The sequence below is a fragment of the Pseudomonas sp. FG29 genome (assembly GCF_057809355.1).
Genome location: NZ_JBMDJU010000003.1, coordinates 13,370 through 33,244, shown reverse-complemented (window position 1 = coordinate 33,244; position 19,875 = coordinate 13,370). Strand labels below are relative to the sequence as shown.

Annotated in this window: 20 protein-coding genes; 8 read left to right on the top strand and 12 right to left on the bottom strand. The window is 63.2% G+C overall.

The features are described 5' to 3' along the window. The first annotated feature begins 40 nt into the window (after positions 1–40). The 8 genes from mbnA (at position 41) to ACODS1_RS05380 (ending at position 6,424) form a co-directional block, all read left to right on the top strand. On the top strand, positions 41–133 hold the full coding sequence (gene mbnA / locus ACODS1_RS05415; protein WP_489084839.1) for a methanobactin: 93 nt from the start codon (positions 41–43) through the stop codon (positions 131–133). 63 nt (positions 134–196) lie between these two features. After that, entirely contained in the window at positions 197–1,006 is an 810-nt protein-coding gene (mbnB, locus tag ACODS1_RS05410; protein WP_489084838.1) for a methanobactin biosynthesis protein MbnB, read from the top strand. After that, a complete protein-coding gene (gene mbnC, locus ACODS1_RS05405) occupies positions 993–1,568 on the top strand; it encodes a methanobactin biosynthesis protein MbnC (RefSeq protein WP_489084837.1) in 576 nt (191 codons plus the stop codon). The genes mbnB and mbnC overlap by 14 nt, the downstream gene beginning before the upstream one ends. Continuing rightward, positions 1,565–2,827 (top strand): methanobactin export MATE transporter MbnM, encoded by a 1,263-nt coding sequence (mbnM, locus tag ACODS1_RS05400; RefSeq protein WP_489084836.1) that lies wholly within the window; start codon positions 1,565–1,567, stop codon positions 2,825–2,827. Before mbnC ends, mbnM begins: the two co-directional genes overlap by 4 nt. A 28-nt stretch (positions 2,828–2,855) precedes the next feature. After that, positions 2,856–3,236, top strand: a complete 381-nt coding sequence (locus ACODS1_RS05395; RefSeq protein WP_489084835.1) for a DUF2946 domain-containing protein — start codon at positions 2,856–2,858, stop codon at positions 3,234–3,236. Between the two features lie 60 nt (positions 3,237–3,296). Then, positions 3,297–5,408 carry a TonB-dependent copper receptor gene (locus tag ACODS1_RS05390; protein ID WP_489084834.1) on the top strand — a complete coding sequence of 704 codons (2,112 nt, stop codon included), beginning with the start codon at positions 3,297–3,299 and terminating at the stop codon, positions 5,406–5,408. 216 nt (positions 5,409–5,624) lie between these two features. Further along, entirely contained in the window at positions 5,625–5,891 is a 267-nt protein-coding gene (locus tag ACODS1_RS05385; RefSeq protein WP_322980158.1) for a PepSY domain-containing protein, read from the top strand. Then, positions 5,891–6,424, top strand: coding sequence for a cytochrome b/b6 domain-containing protein (locus ACODS1_RS05380; protein ID WP_489084833.1), 534 nt, complete (start codon positions 5,891–5,893; stop codon positions 6,422–6,424). The genes ACODS1_RS05385 and ACODS1_RS05380 overlap by 1 nt, the downstream gene beginning before the upstream one ends. On the opposite strand, the gene ACODS1_RS05375 is transcribed toward ACODS1_RS05380, so the two are convergent. The 12 genes from ACODS1_RS05375 to ACODS1_RS05320 all read right to left on the bottom strand — a co-directional run bounded on the left by ACODS1_RS05375 (position 6,418) and on the right by ACODS1_RS05320 (position 19,795). Beyond that, complete coding sequence (locus ACODS1_RS05375; protein ID WP_489084832.1) at positions 6,418–7,164, bottom strand: substrate-binding periplasmic protein; 747 nt, start codon at positions 7,162–7,164, stop codon at positions 6,418–6,420. The genes ACODS1_RS05380 and ACODS1_RS05375 overlap by 7 nt on opposite strands. Positions 7,165–7,178: 14 nt before the next feature. Continuing rightward, entirely contained in the window at positions 7,179–8,504 is a 1,326-nt protein-coding gene (locus tag ACODS1_RS05370; RefSeq protein ID WP_489084831.1) for a GGDEF domain-containing protein, read from the bottom strand. Further along, positions 8,495–9,241 carry a substrate-binding periplasmic protein gene (locus ACODS1_RS05365; protein ID WP_489084830.1) on the bottom strand — a complete coding sequence of 249 codons (747 nt, stop codon included), beginning with the start codon at positions 9,239–9,241 and terminating at the stop codon, positions 8,495–8,497. The genes ACODS1_RS05370 and ACODS1_RS05365 overlap by 10 nt, the downstream gene beginning before the upstream one ends. 109 nt (positions 9,242–9,350) lie before the next feature. Further along, positions 9,351–10,298 (bottom strand): adenosine deaminase, encoded by a 948-nt coding sequence (locus ACODS1_RS05360; RefSeq protein WP_489084829.1) that lies wholly within the window; start codon positions 10,296–10,298, stop codon positions 9,351–9,353. A gap of 175 nt (positions 10,299–10,473) precedes the next feature. Beyond that, complete coding sequence (locus ACODS1_RS05355) at positions 10,474–11,439, bottom strand: 2-oxoglutarate and iron-dependent oxygenase domain-containing protein (RefSeq protein ID WP_489084828.1); 966 nt, start codon at positions 11,437–11,439, stop codon at positions 10,474–10,476. Positions 11,440–11,656: 217 nt separating this feature from the next. Then, complete coding sequence (locus ACODS1_RS05350) at positions 11,657–12,739, bottom strand: BMP family ABC transporter substrate-binding protein (protein WP_489084827.1); 1,083 nt, start codon at positions 12,737–12,739, stop codon at positions 11,657–11,659. A gap of 287 nt (positions 12,740–13,026) precedes the next feature. After that, positions 13,027–14,382: an 8-oxoguanine deaminase gene (locus ACODS1_RS05345; RefSeq protein ID WP_489084826.1), complete on the bottom strand. Its 1,356-nt coding sequence runs from the start codon at positions 14,380–14,382 to the stop codon at positions 13,027–13,029. 215 nt (positions 14,383–14,597) lie between these two features. Beyond that, the gene (locus tag ACODS1_RS05340; RefSeq protein ID WP_489084825.1) at positions 14,598–15,047 is read right to left on the bottom strand and encodes an REP-associated tyrosine transposase; all 450 of its coding nucleotides are present in this window, start codon (positions 15,045–15,047) and stop codon (positions 14,598–14,600) included. 144 nt (positions 15,048–15,191) lie between these two features. Next, the gene (locus ACODS1_RS05335; protein ID WP_489084824.1) at positions 15,192–16,118 is read right to left on the bottom strand and encodes an ABC transporter permease; all 927 of its coding nucleotides are present in this window, start codon (positions 16,116–16,118) and stop codon (positions 15,192–15,194) included. 80 nt (positions 16,119–16,198) lie between these two features. Next, positions 16,199–17,296: an ABC transporter permease gene (locus ACODS1_RS05330; protein WP_489084823.1), complete on the bottom strand. Its 1,098-nt coding sequence runs from the start codon at positions 17,294–17,296 to the stop codon at positions 16,199–16,201. 11 nt (positions 17,297–17,307) lie between these two features. After that, positions 17,308–18,855, bottom strand: a complete 1,548-nt coding sequence (locus ACODS1_RS05325) for an ABC transporter ATP-binding protein (RefSeq protein WP_489084822.1) — start codon at positions 18,853–18,855, stop codon at positions 17,308–17,310. Positions 18,856–19,234: 379 nt separating this feature from the next. Beyond that, the gene (locus tag ACODS1_RS05320; protein ID WP_489084821.1) at positions 19,235–19,795 is read right to left on the bottom strand and encodes an MFS transporter permease; all 561 of its coding nucleotides are present in this window, start codon (positions 19,793–19,795) and stop codon (positions 19,235–19,237) included. Positions 19,796–19,875 lie beyond the last annotated feature (80 nt).

Here is a 19,875-nt window from a genome sequence, read left to right as displayed (position 1 = left end):
GACCGTCGAATCATTCATAGAACGTTATGGAGAACTCACCATGAAGATCAAGATCGCTAGCAAGCAAACCATCGTTGTAGCCGGACGTGCAGGCGCGTGCTGTGGCGCGTGCTGTGCGCCGATCGGCGCGTAACGCGGTACTGAACGTCTACGCCAGCGTTGCGACGCTGGCGTAGGTCTCGCTCAAGGAGGGCCTATGCGACTTGGATTCAATTTCACTTTGGGTGAAACCGCACCACTGGTTCGCCAACTGCTGGCCGATGGTGCCATCGATTACGTGGAGCTATTGATCGACAACTTTCTCGCTGTCGACCCGGATGAGCTGGCAGATGCCTTCCAGGCCCCCATCGGCTTTCACATCATGTTTTCCAAGTTCATCGAAGGTGACGAGGCCGAGTTACGTGATCTGGGTCAGCGCTTGCGTCTGTTGATCGACAGGCTACAGCCGCTGTACGTCTCCGATCATGTGGCGCGTTTCACCCATGAGGGCCGCCAGCTCTATCACCTGGCAGAGATCGACTATCGCGCCGATTACGAGCAGGTACGTCGGCGTGTGGAAACCTGGCAGCAGTATCTGGGGCGCCGACTGTTGCTGGAAAACTATCCCTCGATCATGCCCGGTGGGCACGACGCGCCGGCGTTTTTCGAGCGCCTGTCGCGTGATACCGGTGCTGGCGTGCTGTTCGACGTGTCCAATGCCGTCTGCTCGCACCTCAATTGTGGCCTCGAATTGGAGGCCTGGTTGCCGGTGATCGAGGCATCCGAACACTTTCATGTGGCGGGCTATAACCTGTCGATCCTGCAACCGCATTTGGTGCTCGATACCCATGACCGACCGCTGTCCGATGCCACGCTGGATTTCCTTCAGCGCTATTGGTCGAGCTTCGAGACGGCAGACTCGACGTTGACCTATGAACGCGATGACGTGTTCGAGGAGACTGAGATTCGTGCCGATCTGGCGCGCTTGCGCGGACTGGCGGAGGGAAGGGCATATGCCAATGCTTGACACTCCACGCACCGACAGTGCGCTGCTCGATGCGCTCAGCGTGCCTGCACGTCAGGCGGACTACCCCCGCGACTCAAAGGCGTTCGTGCGCATCGACACCAGCCTGAGGGTCTACTGGCATAGCCTGTTCGATATCTGCCCTGGGTTGTTGCGACTGTCCGGGCCTGATGGCTTGGCCATCTTTCGCCCGTTCATGGCCTGGGCCGACGAGCAGCGGTTGTCATTGAACTGGACGTATTACCTGTGGGTGGATGTCTGGTTGCGGCAGTCGTCATTCCGCGATCATCTCGATACCGATCTGCGCTACGCGTTGATGGCTGCCTCCGCTGCTCGCTGGGCCACCAGTGATCGCTCCAGATCGCCAGGAATCGTGCTGGGAGCTGAAGGTCTTGCCGATCTTGTATGCGCCTGGAAGACCCGTTCGGTCGACACCGGACGACAGGTCGAGCGCTTGGCTCTGGAGGAGCCTTTGCCGATGTCAGGGCAGGATCTCGGTTACTTCGTCCTGGCCTCGGACACCTTTCCCGACGCGTTCCCGGGCTGGCAAGAGATACCGCGTTGACTCGGACGTTGCCTGCCGATTTCTGGCGTGGATTCTTCGCGCTGGTACTGAGCTTCGTGGTGGCGCAACTGGCAGTCCAGGTTGATCTGGTCATGCTGGCGCGAGCCGGGCAGGGGTTGCCAGGGCTCTATGTGCTGACGACGCGAATGGCACTATTCGAGTTGGTCGCTGCGATGGCATTGGGCGCAACGCTGTCTGTTGCTGTGGCTCAGGCTGTGCGCCAGGAGCAAGAACCCCGTGTCACGCGGCAGGCGCTGGTGCTGACGGCTATGGCCGGAGGCCTTTTGGGGCTGATTGCGTTTTTCACCTATCCGTTGCTTTTGTCTTGGATGATCGAGGGTGACCCCGAACTGGCCGAGGTGGGCCGCTCGGCGCTGTTCTGGTTCATCCTGGCCGTACCTTTTCGCCTGCTCAACGGGGTGGCTGCGTTCATTCTGCACGCGCGCGGCGAAGGTGCTCTGGTGGTGCGCTGGAAACTGCTGGAGTTGGGCGCACGCATCTGCTTGCTGTTGGTCTTGCTGGAAGGTTTTCAGACCGGACTCTGGGGGTGTTTTCTCGCCGGGTTGGTACTGAATCTGTGTTCGACTGTCTGGGCTTTGTGGTGGCTGACTCGCCGTGACGCAGGTGTGCCCTGGCTGCCTTCGTCGGCTTGGATTGTCGAGGTGTTACGCAGTACATCCTGGGAGGGGCAGCGCGTGCTAGCCATGCAGCTCTTCGGCTTTACTGCGGTGGCCTTGTTTGCCGCCTGGGGCTCAAATCCTGACCGGGCGCGGCTCGACGCCTTCTCTGCCGGGATGACCCTGATGCTGCTGGCTTTCGCGCCGCTCAACGCCTTGTTGCGCTTTCTCTCGATGCGCTTCGCTCGGCTCTGCGCACATGAGTTGCATGCCTGTATCCCCATCCTGGTCGGCAGATGCCTGCCGTTCGCCCTAGGGGCTGCGGTGCTGCTGGCCTTGGGGGCGCAATGGCTTGGAAGGCTGTATGGCCAACAGAGCGAATGGTGGATCGTCTACCTCTGGCTGCTGGCCACCTCTCTGCCATTGCGCGTGATTTGCAATCTCCTGAGGGCTGTCAGGCAGAGTCAGGGAGATTTTTCACTGATTGCCAGAATCGACACTCTAGGTCTTTGGCTGATAGGTCTGCCCACCTTGATTCTGGGTTTATACCTGGGGACTCCATGGTTGGCCTACCTATACCTGCTGCTTCCTGAGTTGCTGCTGGTTTCGCTGTTAATGCGGCGCTACGCCGCTGGTCATTGAGCAGTCAACGGCGCTAAAGTTGCGCCCCATGAAATCGACTCGCCACCATCGTCCACTGATTGCCTGGGCGCTGTATTTCAGCGTTCTGTTCGCAGCACTCGCCTGCGCGATCAGTCATGGGCAGATGGCTGGGATGCAGCTCAGCGGGCTGGATGCGCAGTATTGCGCTTTTGACGGCAACTTCGGCGCGGGGGCGGATCTCGGCAGTTCCGGCGTCATACCTACGGCGTTATTGGGCGGCGGCTGCGTCATCGCCTCCAGCTTCAGCGCCATCCTGCTAGCTGTCTTCTTTGGCCTGTTCGGCTTGCTGAGCGGCGATGGACTAAACCCTCTACCCGACCTGCTACTTGCCATTCATCGCCGTCATCGCTGGCCCTCGCTCAATCCCAGAGCCTCTCCGCATCCCTGAAAGATGGCCTTCAAGGCCTGGCTCTCCTCCCATAACAACTGCCAACTTTCAGGTATTGCCATGTTCGTTCCTGCTATCCGGAGCCAAGGCTCCGCATCGTTTCGTTTCACCCTGTCCGCTGACCGCCTGCGCTGGCGCCAGGCCTTCGCCATGGCCTGTGGTCTGTGTGTCATCGCACCGGCCATGGCCGAGGAGGCCGATGCCGAGCTACCGCCCACTGTGATCACCGCCGTGCAGCAGGCCTCGCCGCTGACCGTGGTGGCCGATCCCAAGGATCCGCGCCAGCCGGTGCCGGCCAGCGATGCGGCCGACTATCTCAAGACCATCCCTGGCTTCTCGGCCATCCGCAGCGGCGGCAGCAACAGCGACCCGGTGCTGCGCGGCCTGTTCGGCTCGCGCCTGCTGCTGCTCACCGATGGGGGGCAGATGATCGGCGCCTGCCCCGGGCGGATGGATGCGCCCAGCTCCTATATCGCGCCGGAAACCTATGATCGGCTGACCGTGACCAAGGGCCCGCAGACGGTGATCTGGGGGCCAGGCGCATCGGCGGGTGTGGTGCGTTTCGAGCGTGAGCCGGAGCGTTTCGGCGAGCTGGGTGCGCGCCTGCATGCCAGCGTGCTGGCGGGCTCCAATGGCCGCTTCGACCGGCTGATCGACGGCGCCATTGGAAGTGAACAGGGCTACCTGCGGGTGATGGGCAACCGCTCGCAGTCGGACGATTACGCCAACGGTGACGGCGACACCATCGCCTCGCGCTGGAACAAGTGGAATACCGATGTGGCCCTGGGCTGGACGCCGGATGCCGATACCCTGATCGAACTCACGGCTGGCCGTGGCGACGGCGAAGCGCGCTACGGTGGCCGTGGCATGGACGGCACCCAGTTCCAGCGTGAAAGCCTCGGCTTGCGCATCGAGCGCAGCAACCTCGGCGGTGTACTGGATAAGGTCGAGGCTAAGGTCTACTACAACTACGCCGACCACATCATGGACAACTTCCGCCTGCGCGTGCCGGACCCGAGCAGCATGATGGCCGGGCCGATGGCGGCACAGGTCGACCGTCGCACCCTCGGTGCGCGCCTGGCAGCGACCTGGAAGTGGGACGACGTCGAGCTGATCACCGGTGTCGATGCGCAGCGCAGCGAACACCGTCAGCGCAGCTCCAGCGGCGGCATGATGGGTATGCCCTATGTCGACGCTGATCGCTTCCCCTGGGACAAGGACGCGCTGATGCACAACTACGGCGTGTTCGCCGAAGCCACCTGGCGCCTGGCCGAGCGTGATCGGCTGATCGCCGGTGCACGCCTGGATCGCGCCTCGGCCCAGGACTACCGGCAGAATTTCACCAGCATGATGGGCATGACCACGCCCAACCCGACGGCGGGCGAGACCCGTGCCGATACCTTGCCCAGCGGTTTCGTGCGCTACGAGCACGACCTGTCCGGCTCGCCGACCACCGTCTATGCCGGCCTCGGCCACGTGCAGCGTTTTCCCGATTACTGGGAGCTGTTCTCCGCCGGTCTCAATGGCCCAGCCGGCGCGGATAACGCCTTCGATGGCATCGAGCCGGAGAAGACCACCCAGCTCGATCTCGGCATCCAGTATCAGGGTGAGCAACTGCAGGCCTGGGCCTCGGCCTATGTCGGGCAGATTCGCGACTACATCCTGTTCGACTACCGTGGCATGAGCACTCAGGCCGACAACGTCGACGCGCGCATCATGGGTGGCGAGTTGGGCGTGGCCTACGCCTTAGATTCCAACTGGAAGGCCGACGCCACCCTGGCCTACGCCTGGGGCAAGAACAGCAGTGACGGTGAAGCGCTGCCGCAGATGCCGCCGCTGGAAGCACGCCTGGGCCTGACCTATGCGCGCGACGACTGGAGCGTCGGCGCCCTGTGGCGTGTAGTCGACGGCCAGGGTCGCATCGCCGAAGGGCGCGGCAACGTGGTGGGGCAGGACTTCGGTGACAGCGCCGGCTTCGGCGTGCTCTCGCTCAACGCGGCCTACCGCGTCAGCCAGCAGGTCAAGCTCAGCGCGGGGGTGGATAACCTGCTCGACAAGCGCTACGCCGAGCACCTCAACCTGGCCGGCGACGCAGGCTTTGGCTTCCCGGCCGAGACCCGTATCGACGAGCCGGGTCGCACCCTCTGGGCCAAGGTCGATTTCGACTTCTGAGACCTCTACTTGTGGGAGGGGCTTTAGCCGCGACGGGCAAGGCCCCAGTCCCCCTGCAGTTACTGCGTAGCCCGGATGCAATCCGGGAGTTGTTCTGCCGACCTTCCCGGATTGCCTCCGGGCTACGATTTTTCGCGTGCTAATACGGCCTTAAGGTTGCGGCGCGAAAGTAGTTCCCGCAGAACCACTTTCCCCTGCACCCAAGAGGACTTCATCATGCGCAAACTGCTTTTGCTGTCTCTGGCCCTGGCCAGCCCGCTGACTTTCGCCGCCACCGAATGCACCACCGCCGACAAGGCGCAGTGGCAGGATCAGGACAAGTTCCAGGCTGACCTGAAAGCTCAGGGTTACGAGATCAAGAAGTTCAAGGTCACCGGCGGCAACTGCTACGAAATCTACGGCCATGACAAGGATGGCAAGAAGGTCGAGATCTACTTCGATCCGGTCAGCGGCAAGCCGGTCAAGAGCAACGTGGAAGGCTGATGAGCACCTCGACCGTGCGCTTGTGGGATCCAGTGGTGCGTGTGTTCCACTGGTCCCTGGCCGGCGCTTTCCTGGCCAACTACTTCTTCACCGAAGAAGGCGAGAACTGGCATCGCTGGTTCGGCTACTACGCCGTGGCCTGGCTGGCGATCCGTCTGGTGTGGGGCTTCGTCGGTACGCCGGCGGCGCGCTGGGCGGATTTCTGGCCGACTCCGGCCCGCGTCGGGGCCCACCTGCGCGCACTGGTCTCCGGCGAGCCCTACCACCGCCTCGGCCATTCGCCCCTGGGCGCACTGGTGATGATCCTGATGATGGCGTTGATGCTCGGCCTGGGCGTGACCGGCTTTCTGATGGAGGAGGTCGACTACTTCTGGGGCGCCGATCTACCGCAGGAAATTCATGCGTTCTTCGCCAATGCCCTGATGGGCCTGGTGGGCCTGCATATCGCTGCAGCCCTGTACGAGAGCCACCGGCTACGTGAAAACCTGCCGTTGTCGATGATCACCGGCAAACGCCGCCGACTGGATCACTGAGTGTCGGGTGGGCTCATGACCGGCGCCATCAGGCGCTGTAGCTCACCGCTGCTGCGGATGCGTTCGAAAGCCTGGCGGGTGCGCTCGACGGTGGCATCGTCCGTCGCCAGGCTGTAGGCCAGGTACAAACCGCCGCTGCCGACATCCAGCGTGACGAGCTTTTCCAGGTCGCTGTACTGGCTACCGACCTCCACGCTCAAGCGCCGGGCGTCGGCTTCGATCAACGGCAGCAGTTCGATCTGGCCATTGACCAGACGGCGCATGTTGTCGAGGTTCTGTGGCGCCAGCGCGAGCTTGGTGAAGCCTTGCGCCATGAGCTGGTCGTGGCGCACATCATCACGTACCACACCGACCAGATAGCGTCGGGCATCGTCCGTCGAATTGACCTGGATATCCTCGCGGCTGCGCAGCTTGTAGAAGTTGAACTGGTAGCGGATCACCTCACCGACCCATTTGAAGCGCTCTTCGCGTTCCGGTGTACGGGCGATCAGGTAGATCAGCACATTGGGCTGCTGCTGCGCCAGGTCATAGGCACGCGCCCAGGGGTACAGCGACAGCTGATAGTCCAGCCCGGCCTCCTGCAGCGTCGCCTCCACTACATCCGTCGCCGGACCGCCGACCCGGCCATTTTGAATCTGCGCATAGCGGCTGTCTTCGGTGACGGCGCGTATTTCCTGCGCCTGCGCGGTCGCGCTGAGCGCCAGCACAAATGTCATCCAGATGGCACGGCATGGGGACATGACAGCCTCCTTGGTCAGAAGTAGATGATGCGGTTGCGGCCCAGGCGTTTGGCCCGGTAGAGGGCGTCGTCGGCGCGGCGCATGAGCGTTTCGAAGTCATCCGGCTCGGTCTCGAGCTGGGCAATGCCGATGCTCAGGGTGACGTGCTGCGCCGTCTCGGACGCCCGGTGGGCAATGTGCAGTTCGGCCAGTGCTGCCTGCAGACGCTGCGCACACTCCAGGGCCTGTTCGGCGTTGACGCCAGGCAGCAGGATGACGAACTCCTCGCCACCCAGGCGGGTGACCAGCTCGCCGCTGCGGCTGAACAGGCTGCTGAGCAGGTCGGCGATCTGGCACAGGCAGCGATCACCGGCGGCATGGCCATAGCTGTCGTTGTAGAGCTTGAAGTGGTCGACGTCGCACATCAGCACGGACAGTGGCTGGCTCTGGCGACGGGCGCGGCGCAGTTCCAGTTCCTTGGTCTCGTCGAAGTGACGGCGGTTGGCCAGACCGGTCAGCGGGTCACGACGATTGAGGTCGTGCAGACGCTCGTTGGCGGCGCGCAGTTCGGCGGTACGTTCCTCGACCTGCTCGGCCAGGCTGTCGCGGTGCGCGGCCAGCGCCTGTTCGGCGTGATTCTGCCGTTCGAGGTAGGTGGCGAGCTTGTCCTGCAGTGCGTTGATCCCGCTCTCCAGCATGCTCAGTTCGTCTGCATGACGGGGTGAGCGCACCAGCCGTAGATGCTTCGTCAGGCTGGTTGGCGAAAGCTGGCTCAGATGGCGGGCGATATGGCGTACGTGGACGGTAACCGAGCGATTGAACAGCCACATGATCAACCCAGCGATCACCAGGCTTTGCAGCAACTGAGCGAGCAGAATCGAGGTGACATCGTCGATCAATTCCGCCCACAGCCGGGACTCGCGTCCGACCAGGCACAACTCGCCGATACGTTCTTCGGCGCCGGGGTAAGGGGCGTAGGTCAGCACTTGCTGCAGTTCCGGTGCACGTGAATCTTCGCGAAAGCCCGGTGCTTCGTGGCGGATGACCTCGGGCGGGCGCCCCTCACGCAGGATGCGCAGCTCGATCAATCCCACGGCCTCGGCACGGGTCGCGCTGTCGAGCTGAGTCTGCAGGGTGTCTCGATCCATTTCCCAGATGGCCTTGGACAGGGTGGCGCGAAAGACCTGATCGATCAGTTGCAGCTCATTGCGCATGCTGTTCAGGTTGCTGTTCCAGGCCAGATAGGTGCGCAGTGAGGTGCTGAGCAGGATGAACAGGACGCAGAACAGCAAGGTGACCAGCACCAGGCGCCGACCCAGCGAGTCTTGCCCTACGGCGATCAGGCCTTCCTTCATTGCCATTTCTCGTAGATCGCCTGGAGTTTGCCGCTGGCACGCACCTTCTCCAGCCCCTGGCGGAAGCGCGCAACGGTCTCGGTCGCGGTATTGCGGCTGAAGGCGATGTTCAGGCCATTACCGCCGAGGCTGTCGAGATCGAGTACCGGGTGCAGCGTTTGGACGGGATCCTGGCCCAGTTGCTTGACGATGTAGTTGGCGTTGGTTTCGTTGACGATCCACAGGTCGATCCGGCCCATGCGCAACTTTTCGTAGTTGATGTCGTAGCGGTTGCTCGACTGCAGGTTCTTGCCGATTTCGAAGCCGTTATCCAGGAGAAACTGCTCGCCGACGTCGTCCTTCACCGTGGCGATCTGGTAGCGGCGTGCCTCGTCGAGGCTGTGCAGGCGCAGGTTGGGATCCAGGCTGTAGAGCTTCCAGTGACCCGAGGCGATGGGCTCCACCCAGGTGAACAGCGGCTCGCGGGCCGGCGTGCGGGCCAGTGAATAGATGAGTACGTTGCGGCCGTTGAGGGCGATGTCATAGGCCCGTGCCCAGGGCATCACCTGGATGCTGCTGGGCTCGCCCATCTCATCCAGCACGGCCTGCACCACTTCGGTGGCCATACCGCCCGGCTTGCCGTTGACTGTCATGCTGTAGGGCGGCAGTTCTTCGGTCACGACACGCAAAGGCTCCGCACTGCACAGTGCGCAGGGCAGCAGAAACAGCCAGAGGAGGGTGAGACGGGCAAGGCTAGGAGGCATGCTGCTGCTCGGCAGTGGCAGATAACGGCGTAGTCAATGCCATTATTGTGCCACTGCCGGCATGCCTCTGTAATCCACCGATGGATCGGTGGTATGCCGCGGGCGATGGTCAGGCCAGGCGCGCGTCCAGGCTGTTCTGCGCCAGGCGTTTGGCCTGGGCTTCGGTCATGCCCAGGTGCTCGTGCAAGGCTTCGAAGTTCTCGCCGACGTAGCCGCCGAAGTAGGCTGGGTCGTCCGAGTTCACCGTCACCTTCACGCCGCGTTCGAGCATCTCGAGGATGTTGTGCTGGCTCATCTGCTCGAACACGCACAGCTTGATGTTCGACAGCGGGCAGACGGTCAGCGGAATCTGCTCGTCGATGATGCGTTGCATCAGCCGCTCGTCCTCGATGGCACGCACGCCGTGGTCGATGCGCTTGATCTTGAGCAGATCCAGCGCCTCCCAGATGTACTCGGGCGGGCCTTCCTCGCCGGCATGCGCGACGGCGTGCAGACCTTCGCTGCGCGCCTTGGCGAATACCCGCTCGAACAGACGCGGCGGGAAGCCCTTTTCCGAACTGTCGAGGCCGACGCCGATAAAGGCATCGCGAAACGGCATGGCCTGCTCCAGGGTCTTGAACGCCTCTTCTTCGGGCAGGTGACGCAGGAAACTGAGGATCAGGCCGTGGCTGATGCCCAGTTGCTTCTCACCATCTAACAGCGCCTGCTGAATGCCGCGCAGCACCACCTCGAAGGGAATGCCACGGTCGGTGTGAGTCTGCGGGTCGAAGAAGGGTTCGACGTGAATGACGTTCTGCGCCTTGCAGCGTTGCAGGTAAGCCCAGGTCAGGTCGTAGAAGTCCTGCTCGGTGCGCAGCACATTGGCACCGGCGTAATACAGGTCGAGAAACTCCTGCAGGTTGTTGAAGGCATAGGCCGCGCGCAGGGTCTCGACGTCAGCCCAGGGCAGGGCGATCTGGTTGCGTTCGGCCAGGGCGAACAGCAGCTCGGGCTCCAGCGAGCCCTCCAGATGCAGGTGCAGTTCGGCCTTGGGCAGGGCGTTGAGCCATTCGGGCATGGTCGGGTTCTCGTTATCAGGCTTGGGGATCGGCAAAGTTTAACCGCTCGGACAGGATCATGCTGCGCCACCTGGCCGGCTGCGTAGGGTGGACATCGCGTTTCATGTCCACCGATGTGCCGGCTCCGATGCTGAAGCGGTGGATGAAAAAGGCGTCATCCACCCTACGCGGCAATCAGCCTTGTGCCTCCTCGCGCCGATAGGCATAGGTATCGGCGAAGCGCGACAGCAGGTACTCGGCACTGGTCACTGGTGTGTACTTGGCCGGGTTGTCCGCGCTGGAACAGTTCGGCAGGCAGTCGATCAGCGTGTCCGGGTGTGGTTCGGCGAAGAAGGGCATGGAGTAGCGATCCACCCCCAGCGGGCTGATCACCCGGTGCGGCGTTGAGGTGTAACGGTCGTTGCTCCAGCGCGCCATCATGTCGCCGATATTGACCACGAAACTGCCGGCAATCGGCGGCGCATCGATCCACTCGCCACTGCGCGCGCGAACCTGCAGGCCACCGGCGTCGTCCTGATAGAGCAGGGTGACGCAGCCATAATCGGTGTGCGCGCCGGCGCCCTGTTGCTCGGCGCTGCTGGCGGTGTGGCGCGGCGGGTAGTGGATCATGCGCAGCACGCTGATCGGCTCATGAAAGCGTGCGTCGAAGAAGTCGTGCTCGATGTCCAGCGCCATGGCCATGGCGCGCAGCAGAGTCTTGGCCAGATCCTGCATGTCGGCGTAGTGGGCTTCCATCAGCTCGGCCCAGCCGGGTATGTCCGGGTGACGGTTCGGCCCACGCAAGGGTTTGCCGGCCAGCACCTCGGGGTGATCAGCCGGCATATGGAAACCCATGTCGAAGGTTTCCTTCAGGTCGCTCGGCTTGCTCGGGTCGAGTTGCTCGGTGGCGATGGCACCATAACCGCGATGGTGAGCGGTCTGGGTGATATCGATTTTGAGTTTTTCCTCGGCGGGCGTTGCGAAGAAGGTTTTCGCGGCGCTGAGCAGGGCGTCGATGCGCTCATCACTGATGGGGTGGCCGACGATATAGAAAAAGCCCCAGGTGCGGCAGGCGTTGTCGATCTGCTCGGCCACGGCCGGCCAGGCCGAAGCGTCGTTACTGTAGAGCGGGGCTATATCGATGATGGGTAATGCGTTCATGTTGAGCCTCGGGTGGGCGTTGCTGCGAGTCTTCTCGTACCCAGGGCAGCGGAAAGAGACCTCGGATGAGATCCCCTTGATGCGGTTCTGCCAATAGCAGGGACGGCATCGGTATTGGCTTGGTGGCGGGTTGCACCCGCCCTACAGACTAAATCATCGCGGCTAAAGCCCTTCCCACAATGTTCTGCCCGTAGGGCGGGTGCAACCCGCCAACCGTTTACTTCGGCATTTCGGCCTTCACGTTTTCCACGTAGTAGTTCATCGAGGCCAGCTCGGCATTGGTCGCGCTCACGCCATCGGCGATGCGCACCGCGCCGCTCTGATCCTTGATCGGGCCGGTGAAGGGGTGGAACTTGCCGCTGCGAATGTCGGCGATGATCTGCTCTGCCTCGCTCTTCACGTCGGCAGGCACCAGATCGCTGATCGGCAGTTCGATGGTGTCCTCGGCCAGACCGCCCCAGAAATCTTCGGATTTCCAGGTGCCGTCGAGCACCGCCTGGGTGGACTTGATGTAGTGCGGGCCCCAGTCGTTGACGATGGAGGTGAGCACGGCTTTCGGCCCGAAGTGAGCCATGTCCGAGGCGTAGCCGACGGAGTAGATACCGCGACGCTCGGCGGTCTGGATCGGTGCCGGGCTGTCGGTGTGCTGGAACATCACGTCCACGCCCTGGTCGATCAGTGCGTTGGCGGCGTCGGACTCCTTGCCCGGATCGAACCAGGTGTTGACCCACACCACCTTGATCTCGGTGCCGGGGTTGTACTTGTCCAGCGCCAGCTGGATGGCGTTGATGTCGCGGATCACCTCGGGGATCGGGAAGGAGGCGATGTAGCCGACCTTCTTGGTCTTGGTCATCTTCGCCGCGAGGAAGCCGCCAACGTAGCGGCCCTCATAGGAGCGCGACAGGTAGGTGCCGACGTTCTTGTCCTGCTTGTAGCCGGTGGCGTGTTCGAAGGTCACCTTGGGGAACTGCTTGGCCACCTTGATCGTCGGGTTCATGTAACCGAAGGAGGTGGTGAAGATCAGGTCGAAACCGCTCTTGGCCATGTTGCGGATCACCCGCTCGGCGTCGGCGCCTTCCGGCACGTTCTCGACGAAGCTGGTGCTGACCTTGTCGCCCATTTCCTTCATCAGCATCTGCCGGCCCTGCTCGTGCTGGTAAGTCCAGCCGTGGTCGCCGATGGGACCGATGTAGACGAAGCCGACCTTAAGCGGATCGGCGGCGGAGGCGCTGAGCATGGCGCCAAAGCCCAGGGCGGCGACGAGGGTGCGCAGCAGCGGTTTCTTGCTCTTCTCGAACATGGTCGGTGGAACTCCAGTCTTGTGTTTGGGATAGCTGTTGGTTGGCTGATCCCATGACTGCAAAAAGCTGACCAACAGGACAGATAGGCGCACTGCTGCCGTTCTGCCTAGCGGTCTGGCTCGATGCTGGAGCTGGATTGGTGCGCGTTGCTATGGCGTGCCGTGTTGTGGTGCGTTGCTCCTGGGCTCGCATTGATGAAACGACAGTCGCGGCTGAAGCCCCTCCCACAGGTCGGCGCTATTTTTGTGGGAGGGGCTTTAGCCGCGACTCAGGCAGTTAGCGGATTTCAGCCCGCGATCAGCTCACGCGCCGCCTGACGGTGATCGGCGATCAGTTGTGCCACGTCCAGCCCCTCGATCTGCCCGTCGATGACGCGCCAGGTGCCACCAATCATCATCCGGTCGGCACGATCAGCGCCGCACAGCAGCAGCGCGGCGATAGGGTCGTGGCTGCCAGAGAAACGCAGCTCATCGAGCTTGAACAGCGCCAGGTCGGCCTGCTTACCCACCGCCAGCTCGCCGATGTCGCTACGCCCCAAGAGGCGCGCCGAACCGCGCGTGGCCCAGCCAAGCACGCGTTGCGGGGTGATCTGCTCGGCGCCGTAGCGCAGGCGCTGGATGTACAGCGCCTGGCGCGCCTCGAGGATCATGTTCGAGGCATCGTTGGAGGCCGAGCCATCGACACCCAGGCCCAGCGGCGCACCGGCGGCTTCCAGCTCGACACTGGGGCATATGCCCGAAGCCAGGCGCATGTTGGAGCTGGGGCAATGACAGATGCCGGTGCCGGCAGCGCCCAGGCTGGTGATCTCGTCGGGGTTGAAATGAATGCCATGGGCCAGCCAGGTGCGCGGGCCGAGCCAGCCGACGCTGTCCAGGTAATCCACGGTGCGCAGGCCAAAGCGCTGCAGGCAGAAGTCTTCCTCGTCGAGGGTTTCGGCCAGGTGAGTATGCAGGCGCACGTCCAGCTCTTCGGCCAGTTCGGCGCTCTGGCGCATGATGTCCTGAGTCACCGAGAAGGGCGAGCAGGGCGCCAGGGCGATCTGGATCTGCGCGCCGTCGCCGCGCTGGTGGTACTGGCCGATCAGACGCAGGCTGTCCGCCAGGATTACCTCACCCTGCTGCACCGTTTGCTGCGGTGGCAGGCCGCCGTCGGCCTCGCCCAGGCTCATCGAACCGCGAGTGAGCATGGCGCGCATGCCCAGTTCGCGTACTGCCTCTACCTGCACGTCGATGGCATTCTCCAGGCCACCGGGGAACAGGTAATGGTGATCGGCAGCCGTGCTGCAGCCGGACAGCAACAGCTCGGCCAACGCCACCTTGCTGGCCAGGGCCAGTTTCTCTGGGGTGAGGCGTGCCCAGACCGGGTAGAGCATTTTCAGCCAGGGGAATAGCGGCTGATTGACCACCGGCGCCCAGGCGCGGGTGAGGGTCTGGTAGAAGTGATGGTGGGTATTGATCAGCCCCGGCAGCACCACGTGCTCGCGGGCATCGAACACTTGCTGGCAGGGCGCGGCAGGTTGCTGGCCGGCGCCGAGCACTTCGACGATGCAGCCATCCTCGATCACCAGGCCGCCGGAAGCGTCCAGGTCGTTGGCGGTGAAGATGGCGAGGGGATTCTTGATCCAGATCCGGGTAACTGCCATGAGCAGGCTCCTCTGAGGTTGATATCAGGTAAGCCAGCTCAGTGTTGACCCTGTCTGCTGATCCAGGTGCGTCGGAGTCCGACGTGTTGGGGAAGGTAGCTGACTCAGAAATCAGGAGCAATAAAACTGTCGCGGCTAAAGCCCCTCCCACGGTGTTATGTGACGCCGTGGCATCGGCTTTTGTGGGAGGGGCTTCAGCCGCGACCCTCCCAATCTCAGAGCCACACCGAATCCCACAATGGATAATCGCCAACCCGGCAGACCAGGCCCGCCCTCAAGGGATTGGCGACTATGTAACGCGCGGCAGGTAGAACATCTTCTTCGCGGCGCAGCGCACGGTCATGAAAACCATCCTGCCAGAGCTTTCCCTGATGGCCGACCAACGCGTTGATTCGCTTGGCGCTGCGCCCCTTGATGCGCCGCATCAGGTCGCTGATCGAGCCTTGTTGCAAGGCGACCAGCCAGTGCAGGTGATCCGGCATGAGCACCCAGGCTAGTGAATCAGCAAGGCCGTCTTGCTGGGTGGCTTTGAGTTCGGCAACGACCAGGCGGGCAAGCGCGAATTCCGTGAACAGTGTTTTACGGCCTTCTGTCGTTGCGGTGAGTAGGTAGATACGCTGCGGCTCCGAGAAACGGCCGACACGCAAGCTGGATGAGTGGGGCATTCCTTTGCCTACCGATCAGGGTGTGACAAAGGTATAGCCGAAAAAAGCTTGTCGCGGCTGAAGCCCCTCCCACAGAAGCCCGCCCACGGGGGGCGTGTGGCACTGTGGGAGGGGCTTCAGCCGCGACTAATTAACTGCTAAGCCTCAATGCCCCGGCTGCCAAGGCTGGCCCAGCGACACCGGCGCATACAGCCGGGTCTTGATCGCATCGCGCGAGAGCAGCACCAGCACCACGATGGTGGCGACATAGGGCAGCATGGCTAGCAGGTTCGACGGAATCGACAGGCCGATGCCCTGCGCCACCAGGTGGAGGATGCTGGCCAGGCCGAACAGGTAGGCGCCGAGCAGCACACGGAATACGCGCCAACTGGCGAACACCACCAGCGCCAGGGCGATCCAGCCGCGCCCTGCGGTCATGTTCTCCGCCCACATCGGCGTGTAGGCCAGCGACAGGTAACCGCCCGCCAGGCCCGCCATGGCGCCGCCGAACAGCACCGCCAGAGTCCGCACGCGCAGCACCGGCAGACCCATGGCGCTGGCTGCGTCCGGGTTCTCGCCGACGGCCTGGATGATCAGGCCGATGCGGCTTTTCAGCAGCACCCAGGCCACCAGCGCGAAGAGGGCGAAGGATAGGTAGATCAGCACATCCTGGGCGAACAGCATGCGCCCGATCAGTGGGATGTCGGACAGCAGCGGGATGACGGTGGGCTCGAAGCCGGTCAGCGGCTTGCCAACCCAGGCAGCGCCGACGAAGGTGGAAAGGCCGACGCCGAAGATGGTCAGGGCCAGCCCGGTGGCCACCTGGTTGGCGTTGAAGCCCAGCGCCACGGCGGCGAACAGCAGCGACAACAGCATGCCCGCGGCAATCGCCAGCAGCACCCCCAGCCACAGGCTACCGGTGCTGAAGGCGACGATAAAGCCGATCACCGCGCCGAACAGCATCATGCCTTCCTGGCCGAGGTTGAGCACGCCGCTCTTCTCGCACACCAGCTCGCCCAGGGCCACCAGCAGCAGCGGGGTGCCGGTGCGGGCCATGGCGTAGAAGATATTGGTCAACAGATCGAGATCCATGGGGATTCCTTTGCATTCATGCGCTTTGTGGGAGGCGCTTCAGCGGCGAGCTTTTGTCGCGGCTAAAGCACCTCCCTCAGTCAGGTGGTCGCTTCAGCGAGGCGCTCGCGTTTCGCCCATTTCCACTTCAGCCGGGGCCGGTAGAGGATCAGCACGTCACAGGCCAGCAGGTAGAACAGCATCATCCCCTGGAACAACTGGGTGATTGCCTGCGGCAGATTGAGGTTCATCTGTGCGTTCTCGCCGCCTAGGTAGAGCAGCGCCATCAGCAGGCTGGCGGCGACGATGCCGAGCGGGTTGAGACGACCGAGAAAGGCCACGGTGATCGCCGCATAGCCGTAGCCGGGCGAGACCTGCGGCACCAGTTGGCCGATGGGGCCGGCCACTTCGCCGACGCCGGCCAGACCGGCCAGGGCGCCGCTGACCAGCAGGGCGAACCACACCAGGCGCTTCTCGCGAAAACCGACGAAACCAGCGGCGCGCTTGTCCAGGCCGAGCACCTTGATCTGGAAGCCGAGAAAGCTCTTGTGCAGCAGCACCCACACCGCCACCAGGGCCAGCAGCGCCAGGTACAGGCCGCCGTGCAGGCGCCCGTCCTCGCTGACTAGTGGCAGGCGGCTGGCATCGCCGAACATCGCCGACTCGGGGAAGTTGAAACCGGCTGGATCCTTCAGTGGGCCATGCACGAAGAACAGCAGCAGGTTCAGCGCGATGTAGTTGAGCATGATGCTGGTGAGGATTTCGTTGGCATTGAATTGGGTGCGCAGCCAGGCGGTCAGCCCGGCCCAGGACGCACCGGCAGCGGTGCCGGCCAGCACTACCCAGGCCAGCGCCCAGCGGCTTTCCCAGTCGATCAGTTGTAGGGCCATGGCGCTGCCGGCCAGGGCGCCGATCAGCAACTGGCCTTCGGCGCCAATGTTCCAGATACGCGCCTGGTAGGCCACCGCCAGGCCCAGGGCGCAGAGCAGGATCGGCAGCGCCTTGACCAGCAGTTCGGACACACCGTACCAGTCACTGACCGGGGCGATGAGCAGGGTGTGCAGGGTTTCCAGCGGGTCATGGCCGAGCAGGGTGAACAGCAGCATGCCGCTGAGCAGCGTCAGCACGGCGGCCAACAGCGGCGACAGCCAGAGCATGGGGCGCGACTCCTGGCCGCGCGGTTCCAGGGATAACAGCATGACGGGCTCCGTCAGCAGGCCGCAGCAGCGGCGGGTTGATCGAATTCACCGGCCATCCAGCGGCCGACTTCCACGGTGGATACCTGCGCGGTCTCGGCCAGCGGCGACAGCCGCCCGCTGCACAGCGCGCCGATGCGGTCGCTGATCTGGAACAGCTCGTCGAGGTCTTCGGAGATCACCAGGATCGCCGCGCCGGCATCGCGCAGGGCGATCAGCGCGCGGTGGATGGCCGCAGCGGCGCCAACGTCCACGCCCCAGGTCGGGTGCGCGGCCACCAGCAGTTTCGGGTTCTGCAGGATTTCCCGGCCCAGGATAAATTTCTGCAGATTGCCGCCGGACAGGCTGCGTGCAGCGGTGTCGGCATCCGGCGTCTTCACCGCGAAGCGTTGGATGATCTGCTCGGCCAGAGCCCGCACCTTGCCGCGTTGCACCAGCCCACCCTTGACCAAGCCCTGGCCGAAGGCGGTGAGCAGAGCGTTGTCCACCAGGCTCATCTCCGGCACCGCGCCATGGCCGAGGCGTTCGGCGGGGACGAAGGCCAGGCCCAGAGCGCGTCGTACATCCGGGTGCAGATTGGCCACAGGCGCGGCATCCAGGCTGACCCGCTCGCGTTCGCCACGCGGCAGGCGGGTTTCGCCGCTGAGCAGGGCCAGCAGCTCGTCCTGACCATTGCCAGCCACGCCGGCGATGCCGACGATCTCGCCGCTGCGCACCTCCAGACGAATGCGTTCCAGCGAGCAGCCGAACGGATCGGGGTTATGCCAACTCAGGTCATCGACACGCAGCCGTGGCAGGCCGCCGCTGACTTTCGGGTAAGTGCTCTCCAGCCCCTCGGCATCGCCGACCATCAGTCGCGCTAGCTCCAGATCCGAGCATTCGGCCGGTACGCAATGGCCGGACACCCGGCCGCCACGCAGCACCGTGGCGCTCTGGCACAGCGCGCGCACCTCGCCCAGCTTGTGGCTGATAAACAGAATGCTGCAGCCCTCGGCGGCCAGGCGGCGCAGGGTGACGAACAGCTCATCGGCCTCCTGCGGGGTGAGTACCGAGGTGGGTTCGTCGAGGATCAGCAGTTGGATGTCCTGCATCAGGCAACGGACGATCTCCACCCGCTGGCGTTCGCCGATGGACAGGCTGTGCACCAACCGGGTTGGCTCCAGCGCCATGCCGTAGTGCTGCGACACCTCGCGAATCTTCGGCTCAAGCTGCTTGGGCGTGCCGGCCTCCGCGCCCATGGCCAGGGCGATGTTCTCGGCCACGGTCAGCGTCTCGAACAGCGAGAAATGCTGGAACACCATGCCGATACCCAGGCTGCGCGCCATGGCCGGGTCACGCATCTTCAAGGCCTGACCCTGCCAGCGAATCTCGCCGCTGCTGGGTTGCGTGACGCCGTAGATGATCTTCATCAACGTGCTCTTGCCAGCGCCGTTCTCGCCGAGCAGGGCGCGGATCTCGCCGGGGGCGATGGCCAGGTCGATACGGTCGTTGGCCAGGCAGCCGGGGTACTGCTTGCTGATGGCAGTGAGCTGCAAGCGTGGGGAGTCGGGTGAGGCAGACATGGAAAACGCTCATGAATAGAACTGAGCGGGGCTAAAGCAAAAACCTGGCCATGGAGTCAGAAAATGCGCTGGCACGAGGCTCGCCTACGACCACGAGTGTTTTGGCGCCCACCATTGGTGCGCGCTCCTGCGTGCGCAGTGGCAGATGCACCGTATTTGCGCGTGCGGCTACTACGTTGTGGGCGGCACTCGTGTAGGCGCGGCTTCAGCCGTGATTCGCAGTTCTAAAGCCTTATGTGGTGCGCGACGCCCCAGCCAGGCGACTGACCTTCCGGCGGCAGGTCGCCTGGATTAAGCGCCGCGATACCCAAGTGGTGTGGTCATGAGGGTTTTTACTGCGCTCAATCCACCCTAAAACTGCACTGACTGTATTCGGGCGTCAGATAAAGATGCCCACCACAGCCAGTATCCACAGCAAGGCGCAGGGAATGATGAACAGCAGGTTCTGGCCGCTGATCCGTGCATTGCTCTGCCCATCCTCATCACCGCTGGCCTGGTTGGCCTGTCGCTGGATCTGCGCCAGAGGAAAGGCTGGCGCCATTACGCAGCCGAGCAATAGCAGCAGGTCGAGAGCACTGTTCTGGATATCCACCCGTGACAGGCCATTGGTGACGAAGAGCAACAGGACATAGAGCCAGGCAGTGCCCGAATAATCCCAAGATCCCAGCCCCTGGCGTCGCTGGTGCTCGCTGATCAGGCGGCACAGCGAGTGGGTGTAGAAAATCTGAAAGAGCGAACGTGCCGCCGGCATGATGTGTTGCGGCAGCATCGCGGCGCGTTGGCTGTCCCACTGCTTGTAGAACCAGTAAAGAGAGTACAGGCCAAAGGTGGCGAAATTCAGCAGGTAGAGTTTGTTCTCTGAGGTAACGAAGAAGGCGTTACGGGAGGGCGATTGTTCGTCCAGCAGTTCGGCTTTGGGAGGCTTATACAGGTTGTCCATTGACCTGGTTCCGATTGACGGTGGTGGGAGGCTCGCGTCCGGCGAGTGTTTGAAGCACGCAAAGTATACGTATTCTCTGG